Genomic DNA, 15780 nt, shown 5'->3' on the forward strand with positions numbered 1-15780 from the left:
CAGACTGTCCTTTGTAGACCTATCGCGACGGCCCTGAGGTGGCCGGTCGCCCGGCCCGGCGTCCGGGTTCCCGAAGACCCGGACCTCCGGATTGACATTTTTTCTCCCGGCGACCCAGGGTGAAGCAACGCTGTTAGCGATAACACTCGTCTCGCTCGCCGGGAGAAGGTCGTCATGAACAGAGGAAGTACCAGCCGCAGGATCCGCACCCTCATCGGTGTGCTCACCGCCGCGTCGACCGTGACGCTGGCGGTGACGCTCGGGGCCGGCCCGGCCGCGGCCGACGTCACCGGCGCGCTGCGCGGTGCCGGTTCGGACCGGTGCCTCGACGTCTCGAACGCCAGTCAGGCCGACGGGGCTCTCCTGCAAATCTACGACTGCTCCGGCGGGGCGAACCAGCAGTGGACGTCGACGTCCGGCGGCCGGCTGACGGTGTACGGCGGCAAGTGCCTCGACGTGCCCGGCGGCGCGACCACCGGGACCCGGGTGCAGATCTGGACCTGTCACGGCGGGGCCAACCAGCAGTGGCGGGTGAACTCCGACGGCACGATCGCCGGGGTGCAGTCCGGGCTCTGCCTGGACGTCACCGGCGCCGCGACGGCCAACGGCACCGCGGTGGCGCTCTGGACGTGCAACGGCGGCGGCAACCAGAAGTGGACGGGCCTGTCGACCACGCCGACCACGACCACAACCACAACGGGCGGCGGCACCGGCTGCTCCCTGCCCTCGACCTACCGCTGGAGCTCGAGCGGAGTGCTGGCGACACCGAAGAACGGGTGGGTATCGCTCAAGGACTTCACCAACGTCGTCTACAACGGCAAGCACCTCGTCTACGCGTCGAACGTCTCGGGATCGTCGTACGGCTCGATGGCCTTCAGCCCCTTCACGAACTGGTCCGACATGGCGTCAGCCGGCCAGAACGGGATGAGCTCGGCCGCGGTGGCACCCACGCTGTTCTACTTCGCGCCGAAGAACATCTGGGTGCTGGCCTACCAGTGGGGCGCCTGGCCCTTCATCTACCGCACGTCGAGCGACCCGACCAACCCCAACGGCTGGTCCTCGCCGCAGCCGTTGTTCACCGGCAGCATCTCCGGCTCCGGCACCGGTCCGATCGACCAGACGCTGATCGCCGACGGCTCGAACATGTACCTGTTCTTCGCCGGTGACAACGGCAAGATCTACCGGGCGAGCATGCCGATCGGGAACTTCCCGGGCAGCTTCGGCTCGAACTACACGACGATCATGAGCGACACGCAGGCCAACCTCTTCGAAGCCGTCGAGGTCTACAAGGTCCAGGGCCAGAACCAGTACCTGATGATCGTCGAGGCGATGGGCGCGAACGGGCGCTACTTCCGTTCGTTCACCTCCACCAGCCTGAGCGGGTCGTGGGCTCCGCAGGCCGCCGGCGAAAGCAACCCGTTCGCCGGCAAGGCCAACAGCGGCGCCTCCTGGACCAACGACATCAGCCACGGCGACCTGGTCCGCACCAACCCCGACCAGACCAAGACCATCGATCCGTGCTCCCTGCAGTTGCTCTACCAGGGCAAGAACCCCAGCGCGAGCGGCCCGTACGACCAGCTGCCGTGGCGGCCCGGAGTCCTGACGCTGCAACGTTAGCCACGTCCGTCCCTTCCGGGGAACCCTCCCCGGAAGGGACGGTCTCAGCCCGAGGTGCGTGCGACCAGCTCGGTGTCCAGCACCGTGCGGCGCGGCCCGGCCGACCCGCCGAGCATCGCCAGCAGCTCGTCCGTCATCCGGGCGCCCATCGCTTCGATCGGCTGGCGCACGGTGGTGAGCGGCGGATCGGTGCGGCGGCCGATCGGCAGGTCGTCGAAGCCGATGACGGCCACGTCACCGGGGACCCGGCGACCCGCGCGGCGCAGGGCCCGCAGCGCGCCGATCGCCATCATGTCCGAGGCGGCGAAGATGGCGTCGACGTTCGGCCGGCGGTCCAGCAGGCGGGCGGTGGCGTGCTCGCCGGACGCCTGGCCGAAGTCCCCGAACACCACCAGCCCCCGGTCGCCGTGGCCGGCGCCCGACACCGCCTGCCGGTAGCCGAGCAGCCGGTCCACTCCGGCGGTCATGTCCTGGGGTCCGGCGATGGTCGCCACCGTGCGCCGGCCCGCGTCGAGGAACCGCTGGGTGGCCCGCCGGGAGCCGCCGCGGTTGTCCACGTCGACGTAGGAGAAGCGCCCGGGTTCCCGCCCGCAGACCGGGCGGCCGCCGAACACCACCGGGATGCCGAGCCGGCCGAGGTCGAGCGGCCGGCGGCCGTGCATCCCGATGACCAGGGCGCCGTCGACGTGCCCGCCGCCGAGGAACCGCACCACCGGTCCCTGGTAGTCCGCCGTCGCGGGCACGGTGAGCAGCACGAGCTGCAGGCCGACGCCGGTCAGCGCTTTCCCCGCCCCGGCGGCCACGCGGGCGAAGTAGGGGTCGGCGAACAGCCGCGGGACTTCCTCGCACACCACGAGCGCGACCGAGCCCGTGGACCCGGCCGCCGCCCGCGCGGCGCGGTGGCGGGTGTACCCCAGGGCCGCCACCGCCGACTCGACCCGCTCGCGCGTTTCCGGCCGGACGCGGGGAAAGCCGTTGAGCACACGGGACGCGGTGGCGGTCGACACCCCGGCCGCACGCGCGACGTCGGCCAGGGTCGGCCGCGGTTCGGGTGACTCGGCGAAGGACACGTTCGCTCTCCCAAGACGTCGTTGTCTTCGTGAGCCCGGGCGGTCGGTCCACAAAGGACCGAGCCCGCCGCGGCGTGGTCAGCTGCCGAAGAGGCGGCGCCGGATCTCGCGGCGGCAGTCCTCCGGGGTGTTGCCGAGGTGGACGGCGACCGCGTGGGCGGCGTGCCCGCCGACCGCGCCGGACACGCCGATGACGTTCGGCCGGCGTTGCAGGCGGCGGGCCTCGCGCACGGCCGCGACGAGGAACCGGTTGTGCGACGCGGTGGCGATGCCGAGGTGGAACTCGTCGTCACCGCGGTCGAACAGAGCACGGTCCGGCTGGTGCCCATCCGCGCCGCCGGCTCGGCCTCGGTCGGCATCCGGTCGCCGGGCCGGGGCCGGCGGCGCGGCTTCCTCATCACGGGTCACCCGATGAGTATGACCCAATCCACGCACGCCTCTGCCCGCTCCGAAGACCGCCGCTCTTTCCCGGCCGCCTCGCGCCGGTTACAGTGAGCCGGTATGGGAGCGCTCCCAGTCGCCAACGCCGACGACGCTGTGAGGACTCATGAGAGCGACGAAACAGGTACGCGTTCCCCACGGACGCACCACCCGCCCGGCCGCGCGAGACGGCCGGCCGGACCGGCTACCCGACGGACCCGGGAAGAGACGCGCCCAGTTGGCCGCCGCGGCCCTCGGCGCGACGCTCCTCGCCGGCGCGACCGCGCTGACGGTGGGTGGCAGCGCCCAGGCCGCCTCCTCACCGTTCTACGTCGACCCGGGCACGAACGCGGCCCAGTGGGTCGCCGCCAACCCCGGTGACTCGCGGACCCCGATGATCCGCGACCGCGTCGCCGCCACGCCGCAGGGAAGGTGGTTCACCACCACCAACACCTCGACCGTGCGCGCCGACGTCGACGCCTACGTCGGCGCCGCCGCGGCGGCGGGCAAGGTCCCGATCATGGTCGTCTACGACATCCCCAACCGCGACTGCGGTGGCGCCAGCGGCGGCGGCGCGCCGTCCCACGACGCCTACCGGGCGTGGATCGACCAGGTGGCCGCCGGCATCGCGGGCCGGCCCGCGGCGATCGTGCTGGAGCCCGACGTGCTCGCGCTGATGACGAACTGCCAGTCGGCCGACCAGCAGAACCAGACCAAGGCCTCGGTGGCCTACGCGGGCAGGAAGCTCAAGTCCGGTTCGACGCAGACGAAGGTGTACTACGACGTCGGCCACTCCGCGTGGCTCTCGCCCGCCGAAGCCGCGTCGCGGGTGCGGGCCGCGGACATCTCCAACAGCGCCGACGGTATCGCCACCAACGTCTCCAACTACCGGTCGACCGGCGACGAGGCGGGCTTCGCCAAAGCGGTGCTGAACGCGGTGGGCGACACGCGGCTGCGCGCGGTGATCGACACGAGCCGCAACGGCAACGGGCCACAGGGCAGCGAGTGGTGCGACCCGGCGGGACGCGCCATCGGCACGCCCAGCACCGACGCCACGGGTGACACGCAGATCGCCGCGTACCTCTGGGTCAAGCCGCCGGGCGAAGCCGACGGCTGCCTCGCCGCGGCCGGGCAGTTCGTCCCGCAGCGGGCGTACGACCTGGCGGCCGCCGGGGCGCCGCCGGCCGGCACCACGCCGACGACCGCCACCACTCCCCCGACGACGACGTCCACGACGACGCCGCCGGGCAACGGCTCATGCACGGTGACGCACCGGGTCGTCAGCTCGTGGCAGAACGGGTACACCGGCGAGGTCGTCATCGAGAACCGGGGAGCACCCGTCGACGGCTGGACACTGACGTTCTCCGCGCCGGGGGTGACCGTCGGCCAGGGCTGGAACGCGACCTGGACCGACACCGGCGACACCGTGCGGGTCGTGAACGCCGCGTGGAACGGCAAGCTCGGCACCGGCGGCACCGGCGGCACCGCGACCGTCGGCTACAACGCGGACTACAGCGGCGGCACCCCGCCGTTCCTGTCCCCCGCGCTGAACGGAGTGTCCTGCTCCTGAGTCCCCGGCCACCGGACGATCACGGCCCACGCCGAGCCGTGATCGTCCGGCGGCGGACGAGGAATCATCGGTTGAGCTGAACGGAATCGAGCAAGGTCAACGCTTCCTTCGCGTGGGCGGGCGAGCTGTCGATCTCGATGGTGTAGGCCCCGAGCGTCCGGTGCTGGTGCACGGGCAGCGGGTCCTGCGGATAACCGCCGTCCGCGGCTCTGCCGGTCAGCGACACCGTCAGCGAGAAGCATCGGGGGTCGAGCGGGGTCTTCCCCACCTCGGCGGGCGGGCAGAGCACCAGGGTGTTGGTTTCGGGCTCGCTGGTGAACGTGCCGACCTGCTGCCCGTCGGGGACCTGCAGCGACTTGAGCGGCGACGCGATCATCGGTGGCGTGGTGTGGATCTTCCCCAGCAGAGCCAGCATTTCCGGGGCCGTCACGGGTTTCGTGGTCGTCACGCGGATCCAGTGGTCCGGGCCGTCCTGCCACATGACCGACTGCGGGTGCGGGATCCGGTCCGCTGTCGAGGGTTTCGTGGCCAGTGCGCTGTGGGGCGCGGTGCCGCCACGGGACTCGATCGTGAACGCGTAGCTGTGGTTCTGCGCGTAGTGCAGGGTCTCGATGTGCGGCTGGACGGCCCACATCGTCAAGTCCCAGGAGCTGTCCTCGAGGCTGATCGCCGGGGCGGCCGGAGGCACCTTGCCGGCGGCCGGCGGCTGCGTCACCGTGGCGGACGGGGGGCTCGCGAGCGTGGCCGGTGGCACCACGGCGGTACCGCGATCCAGCAGGCCGACGGCGCCCGCACCGAGGGCGGCGACGGTGAGCGTCACGGCGGCCACGCTGGTCGTGCGACGCCGCCGGATCCGGCGGGTGGCGACGGCGAGCACAGCGTCGGGATCGGGCGCCAGGGACTCCTGGGCGCGCAGCGCGCGGCGCAGCTCGTCGAGGTCGGTCATCACACGGTCTCCTTGCCTTCGGTGAGCTGGACGCGCAGCGCGCTGAGGCCGCGCGAGACGTGGCTGCGCACCGTCGCGGGCGCGCAGCCGAGCACCGCGGCGATCTCGCCGTCGTCGCGGTCCTCGTAGAAGCGCAGCACGATCGCCGCCCGCTGGGCGCGGGTCAGCCGGGCGAGCGGCCCGGCGAGCTGGTCGGCGTCGGCGATCCGCCACGCCGGATCGGGCACGGCCGGCTCGCGGAAGCGGGTGGTGTCGGCGGTGGGGCGCACGGATCGCTGGTACCAGCGGCGGCGCCACGAGAGGTAGCCGTTGACGACGATCTTGCGCATGTACAGCTCGGGCCGGTCCGCCGCCGCGACCTGCCGCCAGCCCTGGTGCGCGCGCACGAGCGCGTCCTGCACCACGTCCTGAGCCAGATCACGGTCGCCGGTCAGGACGGCGGCGAACCGCACCAGGCCGGGCAGTTGCTCACGGGAGAACTCTTCGAACTGCACACCCTTCAAGACGCCGCCTCCCGCACGATCCGTTGCAGTCGCGGGCGGATCAGCCGAAGACCCGCCACCGGATCTCGCGGCGGTAGTCCTCCAGGGTGTTGTCGAGGTGGACCGCGGCGGCCCGCGCGGCCGCTTCCGGGTCGCCGTCGCGGATCGCCTGGTAGACCGCCGCGTGCTCCTCGACCGCCTCCGCCGCGTGGCCGAGGTGGAACTCGTCGTCACCGCGGTCGAACAAGGGTGCGCGAGCTGCCCAGCTGCGCCGCCAGCTCGTTCTCGGTGGGCATGCGATCGCCCGGCCGCAGCCGCAGCTCGGTGATGAGCCGGAGGATCCGCTCGGCGATCACCTCACCAAAACCGGGCGGTCCGCCTACCGCGGACTGTCCCTTCGTCGGGGACGATCCCCCTCCTGTAGACGCCTGCTCGGATACCTCGTGTTGCACGGCCACCGGGAAAGCTCGAGCTTCCTTTCAAGGGTGCGGCGACCAGATCTCTTCGGCGCGGAGGCTGGCCTCCGGCGTGAAGTAGTCACCGGTCTCGAGGTCCTCGATCAACGTCGGGTGCTTCGGCGTCCAGCCCAGGAGCGCTTGGGTGTGCTCGCTGGACACCGGCACGTCGAGGGAGAAGAACCGGGCCAGGAACGGGTTTCCCAGGTGCCCGGCCGCCTGCTCGAGGGTCAGCGACGCCGCGGGGACGTCGAGCTTCCGCGCGATCTGCTCGGCGACGCTCCTGATCGTGACAGCGCTTTCACCCGCGCCGTGCAACACCGCGCCGGCGGGGGCTTTCTCCAGTGCCAGCCGGAACAGGACGGCCGCGTCGGCCCGGTGGATCGCCGGCCAGCGGTTGGCGCCGTCGCCGATGCGGGCCGAGAGGCCCGTCCTGCGCGCGGCGGCGATGAGCGCCGGGATGAACCCGTGGTCGCCCGGCCCGTGCACGGTCGGGGCGAGGCGCACGACACCGGCTCGCACCCCCCGATCCGCGAAGGCCAGGCAAGCCTGCTCACCCGCGATGCGGAAGGCCGCGACGGACGCCGGATCCGGCGGGTCCTGCTCGGTGCTGACCCGGCCGGCCACCGTCACCAGCGTCCCCGACGTGCTGACGAACGGCTTGCCGGACCCCTCCAGCGGCCGGCCGAGCGCCTCGATCGCGGCGCGGTCGCGGCGGATCAGGTCGGCCGGGTCGGCGAAGTCGCCGCCGTAGCCCATGTGCAGGACGCCGTCGGCGTTCTCGGCGCCGCGACGCAGGCTGTCGAGGTCGCCGAGGTCGCCGCGATGCGGTGTGGCGCCCAGCGACGCCAACCGGGCGGCGGCGCGGTCCGAACGGGCCAGGCCGAGCACGGTGTGACCGGCTCCGATCAGCTCGGCGACGACGGTGGGGCCGGTCTGGCCGGTACCACCGGTGACGAAAACACGCATGGGAACACTCCTCGTAATGCCACTTACTGACGCTTCTTAGTGCCAGTGAGTGACTCTACGCGTAGCGTCAGCGACTGGCGCAACATGACGCCAGTCACTGACACAACTGCGGTAGTCTCGGGAGGTGCCACGTAGCGGAGCAGAAGCGCGCCGCCGCCTTCAGCAGGCGGCTTTGGAGCTGTACCGGGAACGCGGGTTCGACGGGACCACGGCGGCGGAGATCGCCGCCAAGGCCGAAGTCAACGAGCGCACCTTCTTCCGGCACTTCCCGGACAAGCGCGAGGTGCTCTTCGACGGCGAGGCCGACCTGCGCGTGACGCTGATGCAGGCGATCGCCGACGCACCCGGAAACCTCGAACCGTTCGACGCCCTGTTGTGCGCCTTCCGGAAATCCGCACGGAACCTGGAGGACAACCGCCCGTTCGCCGAACCGCGGTGGAAGATCATCGCGGTGACGCCGGCCCTCCGCGAGCGGGAGCTGGCCAAGCACGCGTGGCTCACGGACGCCGTCGCGGAGGCGCTGCGGCAGCGTGGTGTCGGCGACGACCTGGCCGACCTGGCCGCGCGGACCGGCTGGGCCGCCTACCAGCACGCGGTCCAGACCTGGGTCGACGACCCCGAACAGAGCCTGGACAAGTGCCTCTCCCAGGCCTTCGACGACCTACGCGCCCTCTCCGCGCCCACCTCACCGGCCCGGCCCGCCTGAAGCCACCGCCTTCGCGATGCGACCAGACGATCGTGATCATGACGGCCCCGCCGGGTTCCGAGGACCAGCAGAAGCTCGGCCTGAATGCGGGTGATCGGACTCCGGGAACTGCAGAGCCGACCGGTTCGACCGGGACAGATCTCGGCGGACGGCGTCACCGGGTCAGGAGCCCGAGAACCAGCGCCAGCGGTGGCCGCGCCGCCCGGCCGCGGCGGATGCAGGTGAAAGCCCGCTGCCGCACATCCGGCCCGGCCAGCGGGAGCAGTGCGACTCCCGGCCTCGCGGCGCGGGTCGCCGGCATCAGGCCGACCACGGGTGCCGGGCCGGTCGCGATGAGGTCTTCGACCAGGTCCAGGTTGTCCGCCCGGTGCGTGACGTCCGGGGTGAACCGCGCGGTGGACGCCAGCCGGCGGATCACGTCTTCGTCGGCGAAGCTGCGGGAGCCGACGATCCAGCCGTGGTCGCGGAACGCCGTGACCGTGCCGGCGCCGTGCACGCGGTGCGCGTCGATGGCCGGGACGGCCAGGCTCCGGACGTGTAGGGCGTTATACGGCAGGCGACGCCGGCCTGGGGACTTATCCGGCGCCACCTACCAGGTGCGTGCCCCGAGATCTGCTCGGGACAAAACAGACATACCCACCAGCTCGGCGGCCTACACCACCGGTTGCACGGGGCCCGCGGTCGCCGGCGTGGAACGGCTCCGGCGGCACCTCCCGCACCATCCCACCTCACCCTCACGGGTGGCTGCACAGGCGAGTGCGGTGACGTAGGGTGCCTTCACCATGATCGAATAACCACATCCCCAGCAGACTCCGAGCGCGGTGAGCCCTTATGCAGCAAGCCATTCTCATCGGCCCGGACACCATCAACCGCGCGGCGGTCGCCGCGCTGCTCGCCCGGGCCTACGACTTCGACCCGCACCGGGTGTTCGACTTCGAGCAGATCGATCTCGCTCGCGCCGCACTCGCCGACCAGGACTCTTTCGTCTTCGTCCTCTACCCCGCGGAAGACGATCTCCAGCACCGCTGCCGGCAGCAGGAGTCCAGCGCTTCCGAGGCGACCGAACACAACAACCTGATCTTCCTCGTGACGTCCTTGTCCAGTCACGACGCCCAGAGGATCCTCTCCCACAAACCACGGGGCGTCGTCTACCTGCACGAAGGCGTCGCTCACCTACACGATGTCATCTACACCGTCGAAGATGGCCGCCGAGCCGTCAGCAACAGCCTGACGCTGTCCGCCTGGGCGGCCAGAGAGAGTCCGCTGACCCCGCGGGAACGCGAGGTGCTGACCGCCGCCGCGGCCGGAAGCCCGCCCAAGGAGGTCGCCACCGCACTCGGGCTGGCGACCGGGACCGTCCGCAACCACCTGGCCGCGATCCAGAGCAAGCTGCGCACCCGTTCCCTTGTGGACAGCATCCGCGTGGCGCAGGATTCGGGCTGGATCACCTGACCCGCTCACGACGCCGCATCATATGCCGCGCAAGCCTTGAGCAGCAGGGCTTACGCGCCACTCACGACAGGCTCAGCAGCAGGTCGCCGACCGCGGCGGGCCGGGACAGGAACGGGTGGTGGCCCGCGTCGAGTTCGACGACGCGACCGGCTTTGCGGGCGAACTCCCGTTGTGAACGGGCCGGCGTGCCCGCGTCCTGGGCGCACACGAGATACGTCGTCGGCACGTCCCGCCAGGCGGCCGCCCCGACCGCTTCGCCGGTGACCCGCACGCTCTGCCGGGTCAGGTGGTTCGCCGCTTCGGCCTGGACGTCGGCGTCGCAGTCCTGCAGGAACGTGTTCACCAGCAGTTCGGGGCGAACCCCGAACGTGCCGGCGTCGGGGTCGACGTCGAGGAACGGCGCGGGGTCACCGTCACCGAAGTCCGCGAGGCTTTGCCCGATCTCGGGCAGATAGCTGGAGATCAGCACCAGGTGGCGCACCGAAGCCACACCCGCGGCCGCCTCGGCCGTCACGATCCCGCCGTAGCTGTGGGCGACGACGACGGTCGGTTCGTCGCTGTCCCGCAGCACCTGACGCACCGCGTCGACGTCCTCGGCCAACCCCGGACCGCCGGTACCGCCGGGCACGCCGGTCTCCCCACAGCTCGGCAGCGCCGGGGTCACGCTCGGCACGCCTCGCTCCCGCAGGAGCCCGGACATGCGGTGCCACCACCACGATCCGTCCCGGACGCATGCGCCGTGCACGAACACAACCCTCATCACTACCTCCACGTCGGTGCGAAACACCGACGTTAGACGTAGCGGTTATTACGTGAAAAAGTAGCCGTGTGGGAAGACGACCGGAACCCGAGATCAAGCAGCGGCTGCTCGACGCGTGCACCGACCACGCGCTCGAACACGGCCTGCCCGACCGGCTCGACCCGCTGGTTCGCGCCACCGGCACGTCGGCGCGCATGCTGATCTACCACTTCGGCACGCGCGACGCCCTCCTGAGCGCGATCCTCGACAGTGCGCGGCAACGCCAGCTAGTCACGTTCGGCGACGTGCTTCGCGTGCAACCCGACCGGCCCTACACCGTCACCCTCGCGCAGGCCTGGGCTTTCATGACCGGCCCCGAGGGCCGGCCGTACCTGCGGATGTTCGGACTGTGGCGGGAAAGCGCGGCGCAACAGCACCGACCCGGCTTCCGCCGAGCGGCGACAACGGACTGGCTCGGCCCGCTCGAAGAAGGCCTGCGCAGCATGGACCGGCCGGAACTGGCCACCCTGGTCCTGGCCGTCATCCGCGGCCTCCTCATGGATCTCGACGCAACCGAGGACCGTGACCGCGCGGATGAGGCGTTCACACACTTCCTCAGCACGCTGGACGCTCACGAGTGATCCCGGCGGCCGGCGGGTGCCACTCGGACGCAGGGTTCGAGGCACGCCTCAGCGGGGGTTCGTCTGCCAGGCCGTGATCCGGGTGCTGATCTTGATGATCAGCACCGCGGCCACGACCAGGGCCACCGCCGCGACGGTGTCCATGCCGCGCGTGATCGTCGTGTTCTCGGTGAGGCGGGCGCCGGTCGTGGACAGGACCTGGTTCGTGAGGTAGGCGGCCCACCACCAGGTGACCAGCTCGGCGCCCGGCGTCCGGTACAGCTGCCCCGTTCCGCGCGGCCGCTGGGGGTTGACGGCGTTCCAGACGTCTCGGACCACCATCTGCGGGAACCAGAAGCTGACGATCGGCACGATCCAGCCGAGCACGGCCCACATGGGCGAGTGCCGGTGCCGGGCGGGTTCGATCACCTCGGCGTTGGTGCGGGCGAGCCACAGCCACCGCATGAAGACGATCCCGGTGACGAGCCGGCTCCCGAGGGAGGTCCAGACCACGACCGACCAGACGCAATCGGTCTCTGCGGAACAGGCGCGTAGAAGTGCGGCTGCATGGTCCCCCCAGGCCAGTGCGTGGATCACGAGAAAAGCAAGCGCCGCGATGCGTGTCAAGTGACTTACGCCGGCGGTGCGCTCAGCGCAGGGTGGCGAAACTCGCCCGGACCTCGGCGACGAAGAGGTCCGGCTGTTCCAGCGCCAGGAAGTGGCCGCCCTGGTCGAGTTCGGCGAAGTGGACGAGATCGGTGTAGCGGCGTTCGATCCAGCGCCGGGACTTCCGGACGTGCTCGTGCGGTGCCATCGTGAAGCCCGTCGGGATCGTGATCGGGGCGGGCGGACCCGACGCGGCCGCGCGGGCGCGGGCCATCTCCCAGTACGTCTTGGCGGCGGACGACCCGGCGTTGGGGAGCCAGTAGAGCATGATGTCGTCGAGCAGTTCGTCGTGCGTGAACGACGCTTCCGCGTCACCCGGGGTGCCGCACGTGTCCTGGAACATCGCGTAGATCCACGCGGCCTGCCCGGCCGGCGAGTCGGCCAGGGAGTAGCCGATGGTCTGCGGCCGGGTGGACTGTTCCTTGGCGTAGCCGGACAACGTCTCCCAGAAGTAGTCGGCGCTGTCGAGCATGGCTTGTTCGTGCGGGGTGGCCTCGGCCCGCTCTTGCGGCGTCGGGAAGAACATGGCGAAGTTCAGGTGCAGGCCGACGCAGCCCGCGGGTGCCTTCCGGCCGATCTCGTCGGTGACGCCGGCGCCGAGGTCCCCGCCCTGGGCGCCCCAGCGGTCGTAGCCGAGCCGGTCCATCAGCGTGATCCAGGCGCCGGCGGTGCGCGCGAGCGTCCAGCCCGGTTCGGTGGTCCTGCCGGAGAATCCGAAGCCCGGCATCGTCGGGACGACGAGGTGGAACGCCGCGCGGGGATCCCCGCCGTGGGCCGCCGGGTCGGTGAGCGGGCCGATCACCTTGCGGAACTCCAGCACCGAGCCGGGCCAGCCGTGGGTCATGATCAGCGGGAGCGCGTCCGGCTCGGGCGAGCGGACGTGCAGGAAGTGGATGTCGACGCCGTCGATTTCCGTGTGGAACTGGCCGAAGCCGTTGAGCAGGTCCTCGCACCGGCGCCAGTCGTAACCGCCGCTCCAGTGCTCGCACAAAGCGCGGATCTTGGCCAGCCGCGGGCCCTGGCTCGTGTCGGACACGGTTTCGGGCTCCGGCCAGCGAGTCAGGCGCAGGCGTTCGCGCAGGTCGGCGAGCTGCGATTCGGGAACGGCGAGGGAGAAGGGCGTGATCTGCATCGTCATACTGTACGATACTGTATCGTACAGAAGTCAAGGAGAATCGATGACGCCCGAAGCGGCCGAGACACCCTCGCCTCGACGAGGCAAAGCCCGTGAAGACGCGATCCTGGCCGCCGCGGTCGAGCTCATCGGCGAGATCGGCTACGACCGGCTCAGCATGGACGCCGTCGCCGCCCGCGCGAGGGCGTCCAAGATGACCATCTACCGCAGATGGCCGGGGAAAGCGGAACTGGTCGCGGAAGCACTGCGCCGGCACGCCGAAGGCGAGACCCTGCACATCGCCGACACGGGCACCCTGCGCGGCGACCTGGTCGTCGCGGTCGAGGGCATGGCACGCGCGCTCACCGGTGAGCGCGGCCCATCACTGCTGGGACTCCTGGGCGCGGTGCGCGAGGATCCCGCGCTGCGCGGCCTCATCCGCGCCCAGATCGCCGGCACCGGCCACGCGGTCGCGACGGCCATCGCCCGCCGGGCCGCCGACCGCGGCGAGCCGGTGACGGCGGCGAACCCGGCCGCGGTGCTCGGCCTGGCCGTCGCTCAGCTGTTCCTGTCCACTTTGCTCGACGGCACTCCCCCGGACGCCGAAGCCCAGCACCGTCTCGTCGACGACGTCGTCCTGCCCTTGCTCACTCTCCCCGCGCCACCAACGGCTCCGCACCTCGGATCGCCCGACGGCGGTCCCGGCTGATCGGCATCACCACCGCGGCAGGCCCAGCGGTCGACGCCCCCGCTGGGCCCGTTCGCCGGTTCAGCGGCTGCTGCGCGCGTTTCCTGGAAAGTGACCTCGTCGGGGTTCGAACTGGGCTGTCCGGTGCCGGTGACGAGGAGGTCGCGGAGGCTGGCGCCGGCGTAGCGGTTCCACGCGCCGGAGCAGGCGTCGTAGCACTCGTCCGTGGGGCGCAGGCCTTCGTGGGTGAAGCGGACCGTGGTGCCGTCGTCGGTGGGCGAGATCGCGAAGCGGATCCGGGTGCCGGTCCATTCGTCCTGGTCGGCGACGAACTCGACCTTGCCGTCGACGACCTCCCAGACGACGAGCTCGCCGGGGATCAGGTCGGTGACCCGGAGCCGGGAGTGGTGGACGCCGGGGACCTCGAAGGAGAATTCGTCGCCGACCTGCCGGGTGTCACCGGCGATGTCGGTCATCCACCAGGCGCGCGGGTCGGTGATCGCGTCGGTGACCTCGGCGGCGGTGCTGGGGACGGTGAAGGTGGTGGTGTAGCTGTCGTTCACGGCTGTCTCCTCGGTGGTCGGTGCGGGTCCCGGAGGACCCTGTTGTGCCACCGACGAACGGCGAGAGCCGGCTTTGCCACCTGCCGCGAGAAATCTTCGATCAGTTTTCCGGCGCCAGTTCGAGGAGCCGTTTGGCCAGGTAGCGGCGCTCTGTTCCGGTCGGAGCCAGCGCCAGTGCCTGCTCGTAGGACGCGCGGGCTTCGGCATCTCGGCCGGCACGGCGGAGCAGGTCCGCGCGGGTCGCCGGCAGCAGGTGGTAGCCGTCCAGGCCGCCGGCCACCGCCAGCGCGTCCACCAGCGCCAGGCCCGCCGCGATGCCGTCCGCCATGGCCACCGCCACCGCGCGGTTGAGCTCCACCACCGGTGACGCCGTCAGTTCGCTCAGGTCCGCGTACAGGCCGGCGATCCGCACCCAGTCGGTCGCCGCCGCGCTGGGCGCCGTCGCGTGGCAGGCCGCGATCGCCGCCTGCAGCTGGTACGGGCCGGTCCGGCGCAGCGCCAGGGCCTCGGCCAGGACCCGGACGCCCTCGTCGATCAGCGCGCCGTCCCACCGCGACCGGTCCTGGTGCTCGAGGGTGACGAGCTCGCCGTCGCGCAGCCGGGTGGCCCGCCTCGACTCGTGCAGCAACATCAACGCGAGCAGCCCGCGTGGTTCGGCCTCCGCGGGCATCAACGTCGTCAGGACCCGGGCCAGCCGGATGGCCTCGACGGTCAGCGCCCGCTGGTCCGCCTCGCCGTAGCCCTCGTTGAAGATCAGGTACAACACGGCCAGCACCGCCGCCAGGCGCTCCGGCAGCAGCTCCGCCGGCGGGACCCGGTACGGGATGCCGGCGTCCTGGATCTTGCGTTTCGCCCGGCTCAGCCGCTGGCCCGTGGTGGTTTCGGCGGACAGCAGCGCCCGGGCGATCTCGGCGGTCGTGAGGCCGGCGAGCGTGCGCAGCGTGAGCGCCACCCGCGCGGGCAGCGGCAGTGCGGGGTGGCAGCAGGTGAAGATCAGCCGCAGCCGCTCGTCCGGGATGTCGTCCGGCTCGGCGGCGTCGTCGTGAACGGGCTGCCGCACGGCCAGGTCACGGAGCTTGGTGGCCCCGACCGCGTCACGCCGGATCCGGTCGGTCGCCCGGTTGCGGGCCGCGATGGTCAGCCACGCCCCCGGGTTGCGCGGGACGCCGTCGCGCGCCCACGTCGTGAGCGCGGACGCGAACGCCTCCTGCGCGCTGTCCTCGGCCAGGTCCCAGTTCCCGGTGAAGCCGATCAACGTCGCGACGACCTGACCCCACTCCTCCCGGTAGGCCGCCTCGACGGCCGCGCGGACCGCCGGGGACGGCGCGCTCATTCCCAGACGGGGCGGACCTCGACGCAGCCCCGGTGCGCGTACGGATGACCGGCGGCGATCGCGACCGCCTCGTCCAGGTTCGCGCAGTCGACGATGACGACGCCGCCGACGAAGTCCTTCGTCTCCGCGAACGGACCGTCCGAGATCAGGGTCTCGCCGTGGCGGACCCGGACGGTGGTCGCGCTCTCCACCGGGCGCAGGCGCGCCATGCCGCTGACCCGGCCGCGCCGGTCGAGGTCGGCCAGCCACCCGGTGTGGACCGGATCGGCCGCGAGCTGCTCGTTCGTCGGCGCGTCGACCTCGTCGTCGCAGATCAGCAAGACGTACTTCATGGCGCCATTCAAGCGCAGCCGATCGGCTCGCGCAGCGG

At 71.5% G+C, this 15780-nt stretch carries 19 protein-coding genes and 1 pseudogene; 6 read left to right on the plus strand and 14 right to left on the minus strand.

Features of this window, described 5'->3' with window-relative positions; all coding sequences use genetic code 11:
• Window positions 1–174: 174 nt before the first annotated feature.
• Window positions 175–1617 carry a non-reducing end alpha-L-arabinofuranosidase family hydrolase gene (locus MUY22_RS42625; protein ID WP_247053058.1) on the plus strand — a complete coding sequence of 481 codons (1443 nt, stop codon included), beginning with the start codon at window positions 175–177 and terminating at the stop codon, window positions 1615–1617.
• 44 nt (window positions 1618–1661) lie between these two features.
• Here the strand turns inward: MUY22_RS42625 and MUY22_RS42630 are convergent, their stop codons facing one another.
• On the minus strand, window positions 1662–2687 hold the full coding sequence (locus MUY22_RS42630; protein ID WP_247053060.1) for a LacI family DNA-binding transcriptional regulator: 1026 nt from the start codon (window positions 2685–2687) through the stop codon (window positions 1662–1664).
• A gap of 78 nt (window positions 2688–2765) precedes the next feature.
• Window positions 2766–3095 carry a hypothetical protein gene (locus MUY22_RS42635; RefSeq protein ID WP_247053061.1) on the minus strand — a complete coding sequence of 110 codons (330 nt, stop codon included), beginning with the start codon at window positions 3093–3095 and terminating at the stop codon, window positions 2766–2768.
• 250 nt (window positions 3096–3345) lie between these two features.
• Between MUY22_RS42635 and MUY22_RS42640 the strand changes: the two genes are divergently transcribed.
• A complete protein-coding gene (locus tag MUY22_RS42640; protein ID WP_247053063.1) occupies window positions 3346–4677 on the plus strand; it encodes a glycoside hydrolase family 6 protein in 1332 nt (443 codons plus the stop codon).
• Between the two features lie 64 nt (window positions 4678–4741).
• On the opposite strand, the gene MUY22_RS42645 is transcribed toward MUY22_RS42640, so the two are convergent.
• The 5 genes from MUY22_RS42645 to MUY22_RS42665 are packed head-to-tail and all read right to left on the minus strand — an operon-like array spanning window position 4742 to window position 7529.
• Window positions 4742–5623 (minus strand): hypothetical protein, encoded by an 882-nt coding sequence (locus MUY22_RS42645; RefSeq protein ID WP_247053065.1) that lies wholly within the window; start codon window positions 5621–5623, stop codon window positions 4742–4744.
• Window positions 5623–6117: a SigE family RNA polymerase sigma factor gene (locus MUY22_RS42650; RefSeq protein WP_247064394.1), complete on the minus strand. Its 495-nt coding sequence runs from the start codon at window positions 6115–6117 to the stop codon at window positions 5623–5625. Before MUY22_RS42650 ends, MUY22_RS42645 begins: the two co-directional genes overlap by 1 nt.
• 49 nt (window positions 6118–6166) lie before the next feature.
• Entirely contained in the window at window positions 6167–6352 is a 186-nt protein-coding gene (locus MUY22_RS42655; RefSeq protein ID WP_247053067.1) for an FCD domain-containing protein, read from the minus strand.
• The gene (locus tag MUY22_RS49870) at window positions 6336–6563 is read right to left on the minus strand and encodes a GntR family transcriptional regulator (protein WP_371827539.1); all 228 of its coding nucleotides are present in this window, start codon (window positions 6561–6563) and stop codon (window positions 6336–6338) included. Before MUY22_RS49870 ends, MUY22_RS42655 begins: the two co-directional genes overlap by 17 nt.
• 21 nt (window positions 6564–6584) lie before the next feature.
• Window positions 6585–7529 carry an SDR family oxidoreductase gene (locus MUY22_RS42665; protein ID WP_247053071.1) on the minus strand — a complete coding sequence of 315 codons (945 nt, stop codon included), beginning with the start codon at window positions 7527–7529 and terminating at the stop codon, window positions 6585–6587.
• A gap of 124 nt (window positions 7530–7653) precedes the next feature.
• Here MUY22_RS42665 and MUY22_RS42670 point away from each other — a divergent pair, with 124 nt between their 5' ends.
• Window positions 7654–8235, plus strand: a complete 582-nt coding sequence (locus MUY22_RS42670) for a TetR/AcrR family transcriptional regulator (RefSeq protein WP_247053073.1) — start codon at window positions 7654–7656, stop codon at window positions 8233–8235.
• Window positions 8236–8389: 154 nt separating this feature from the next.
• Here MUY22_RS42670 and MUY22_RS42675 read toward each other — a convergent pair whose 3' ends face one another.
• On the minus strand, window positions 8390–8824 hold the full coding sequence (locus tag MUY22_RS42675; protein ID WP_247053075.1) for a LysR substrate-binding domain-containing protein: 435 nt from the start codon (window positions 8822–8824) through the stop codon (window positions 8390–8392).
• A 242-nt stretch (window positions 8825–9066) separates the two neighbouring features.
• Between MUY22_RS42675 and MUY22_RS42680 the strand changes: the two genes are divergently transcribed.
• On the plus strand, window positions 9067–9687 hold the full coding sequence (locus tag MUY22_RS42680) for a LuxR C-terminal-related transcriptional regulator (RefSeq protein ID WP_247053077.1): 621 nt from the start codon (window positions 9067–9069) through the stop codon (window positions 9685–9687).
• 61 nt (window positions 9688–9748) lie between these two features.
• Here the strand turns inward: MUY22_RS42680 and MUY22_RS42685 are convergent, their stop codons facing one another.
• Window positions 9749–10447 carry an alpha/beta fold hydrolase gene (locus MUY22_RS42685; RefSeq protein ID WP_256475017.1) on the minus strand — a complete coding sequence of 233 codons (699 nt, stop codon included), beginning with the start codon at window positions 10445–10447 and terminating at the stop codon, window positions 9749–9751.
• A gap of 68 nt (window positions 10448–10515) precedes the next feature.
• Here MUY22_RS42685 and MUY22_RS42690 point away from each other — a divergent pair, with 68 nt between their 5' ends.
• Window positions 10516–11067 (plus strand): TetR/AcrR family transcriptional regulator, encoded by a 552-nt coding sequence (locus MUY22_RS42690; RefSeq protein WP_247053081.1) that lies wholly within the window; start codon window positions 10516–10518, stop codon window positions 11065–11067.
• A gap of 48 nt (window positions 11068–11115) precedes the next feature.
• Here the strand turns inward: MUY22_RS42690 and MUY22_RS42695 are convergent, their stop codons facing one another.
• Entirely contained in the window at window positions 11116–11559 is a 444-nt protein-coding gene (locus MUY22_RS42695; protein WP_247053083.1) for a DUF4328 domain-containing protein, read from the minus strand.
• Between the two features lie 136 nt (window positions 11560–11695).
• The gene (locus MUY22_RS42700) at window positions 11696–12844 is read right to left on the minus strand and encodes an epoxide hydrolase family protein (protein ID WP_247053085.1); all 1149 of its coding nucleotides are present in this window, start codon (window positions 12842–12844) and stop codon (window positions 11696–11698) included.
• A 46-nt stretch (window positions 12845–12890) separates the two neighbouring features.
• Between MUY22_RS42700 and MUY22_RS42705 the strand changes: the two genes are divergently transcribed.
• Complete coding sequence (locus MUY22_RS42705; protein ID WP_247053087.1) at window positions 12891–13535, plus strand: TetR/AcrR family transcriptional regulator; 645 nt, start codon at window positions 12891–12893, stop codon at window positions 13533–13535.
• Between the two features lie 146 nt (window positions 13536–13681).
• On the opposite strand, the pseudogene MUY22_RS49580 reads toward MUY22_RS42705, so the two are convergent.
• The 3 genes and pseudogenes from MUY22_RS49580 to MUY22_RS42720 form a co-directional block, all read right to left on the minus strand.
• Window positions 13682–14284, minus strand: a pseudogene (locus tag MUY22_RS49580) (SRPBCC domain-containing protein); the annotation flags it as partial.
• Entirely contained in the window at window positions 14178–15410 is a 1233-nt protein-coding gene (locus MUY22_RS42715) for an RNA polymerase sigma factor (protein ID WP_247053089.1), read from the minus strand. The pseudogene MUY22_RS49580 and the gene MUY22_RS42715, both read right to left, overlap by 107 nt.
• Window positions 15407–15742 carry a YciI family protein gene (locus MUY22_RS42720; RefSeq protein WP_247053091.1) on the minus strand — a complete coding sequence of 112 codons (336 nt, stop codon included), beginning with the start codon at window positions 15740–15742 and terminating at the stop codon, window positions 15407–15409. Before MUY22_RS42720 ends, MUY22_RS42715 begins: the two co-directional genes overlap by 4 nt.
• Window positions 15743–15780: the final 38 nt, after the last annotated feature.

The organism is Amycolatopsis sp. WQ 127309, assembly GCF_023023025.1.
Classification (GTDB): Bacteria; Actinomycetota; Actinomycetes; order Mycobacteriales; family Pseudonocardiaceae; genus Amycolatopsis.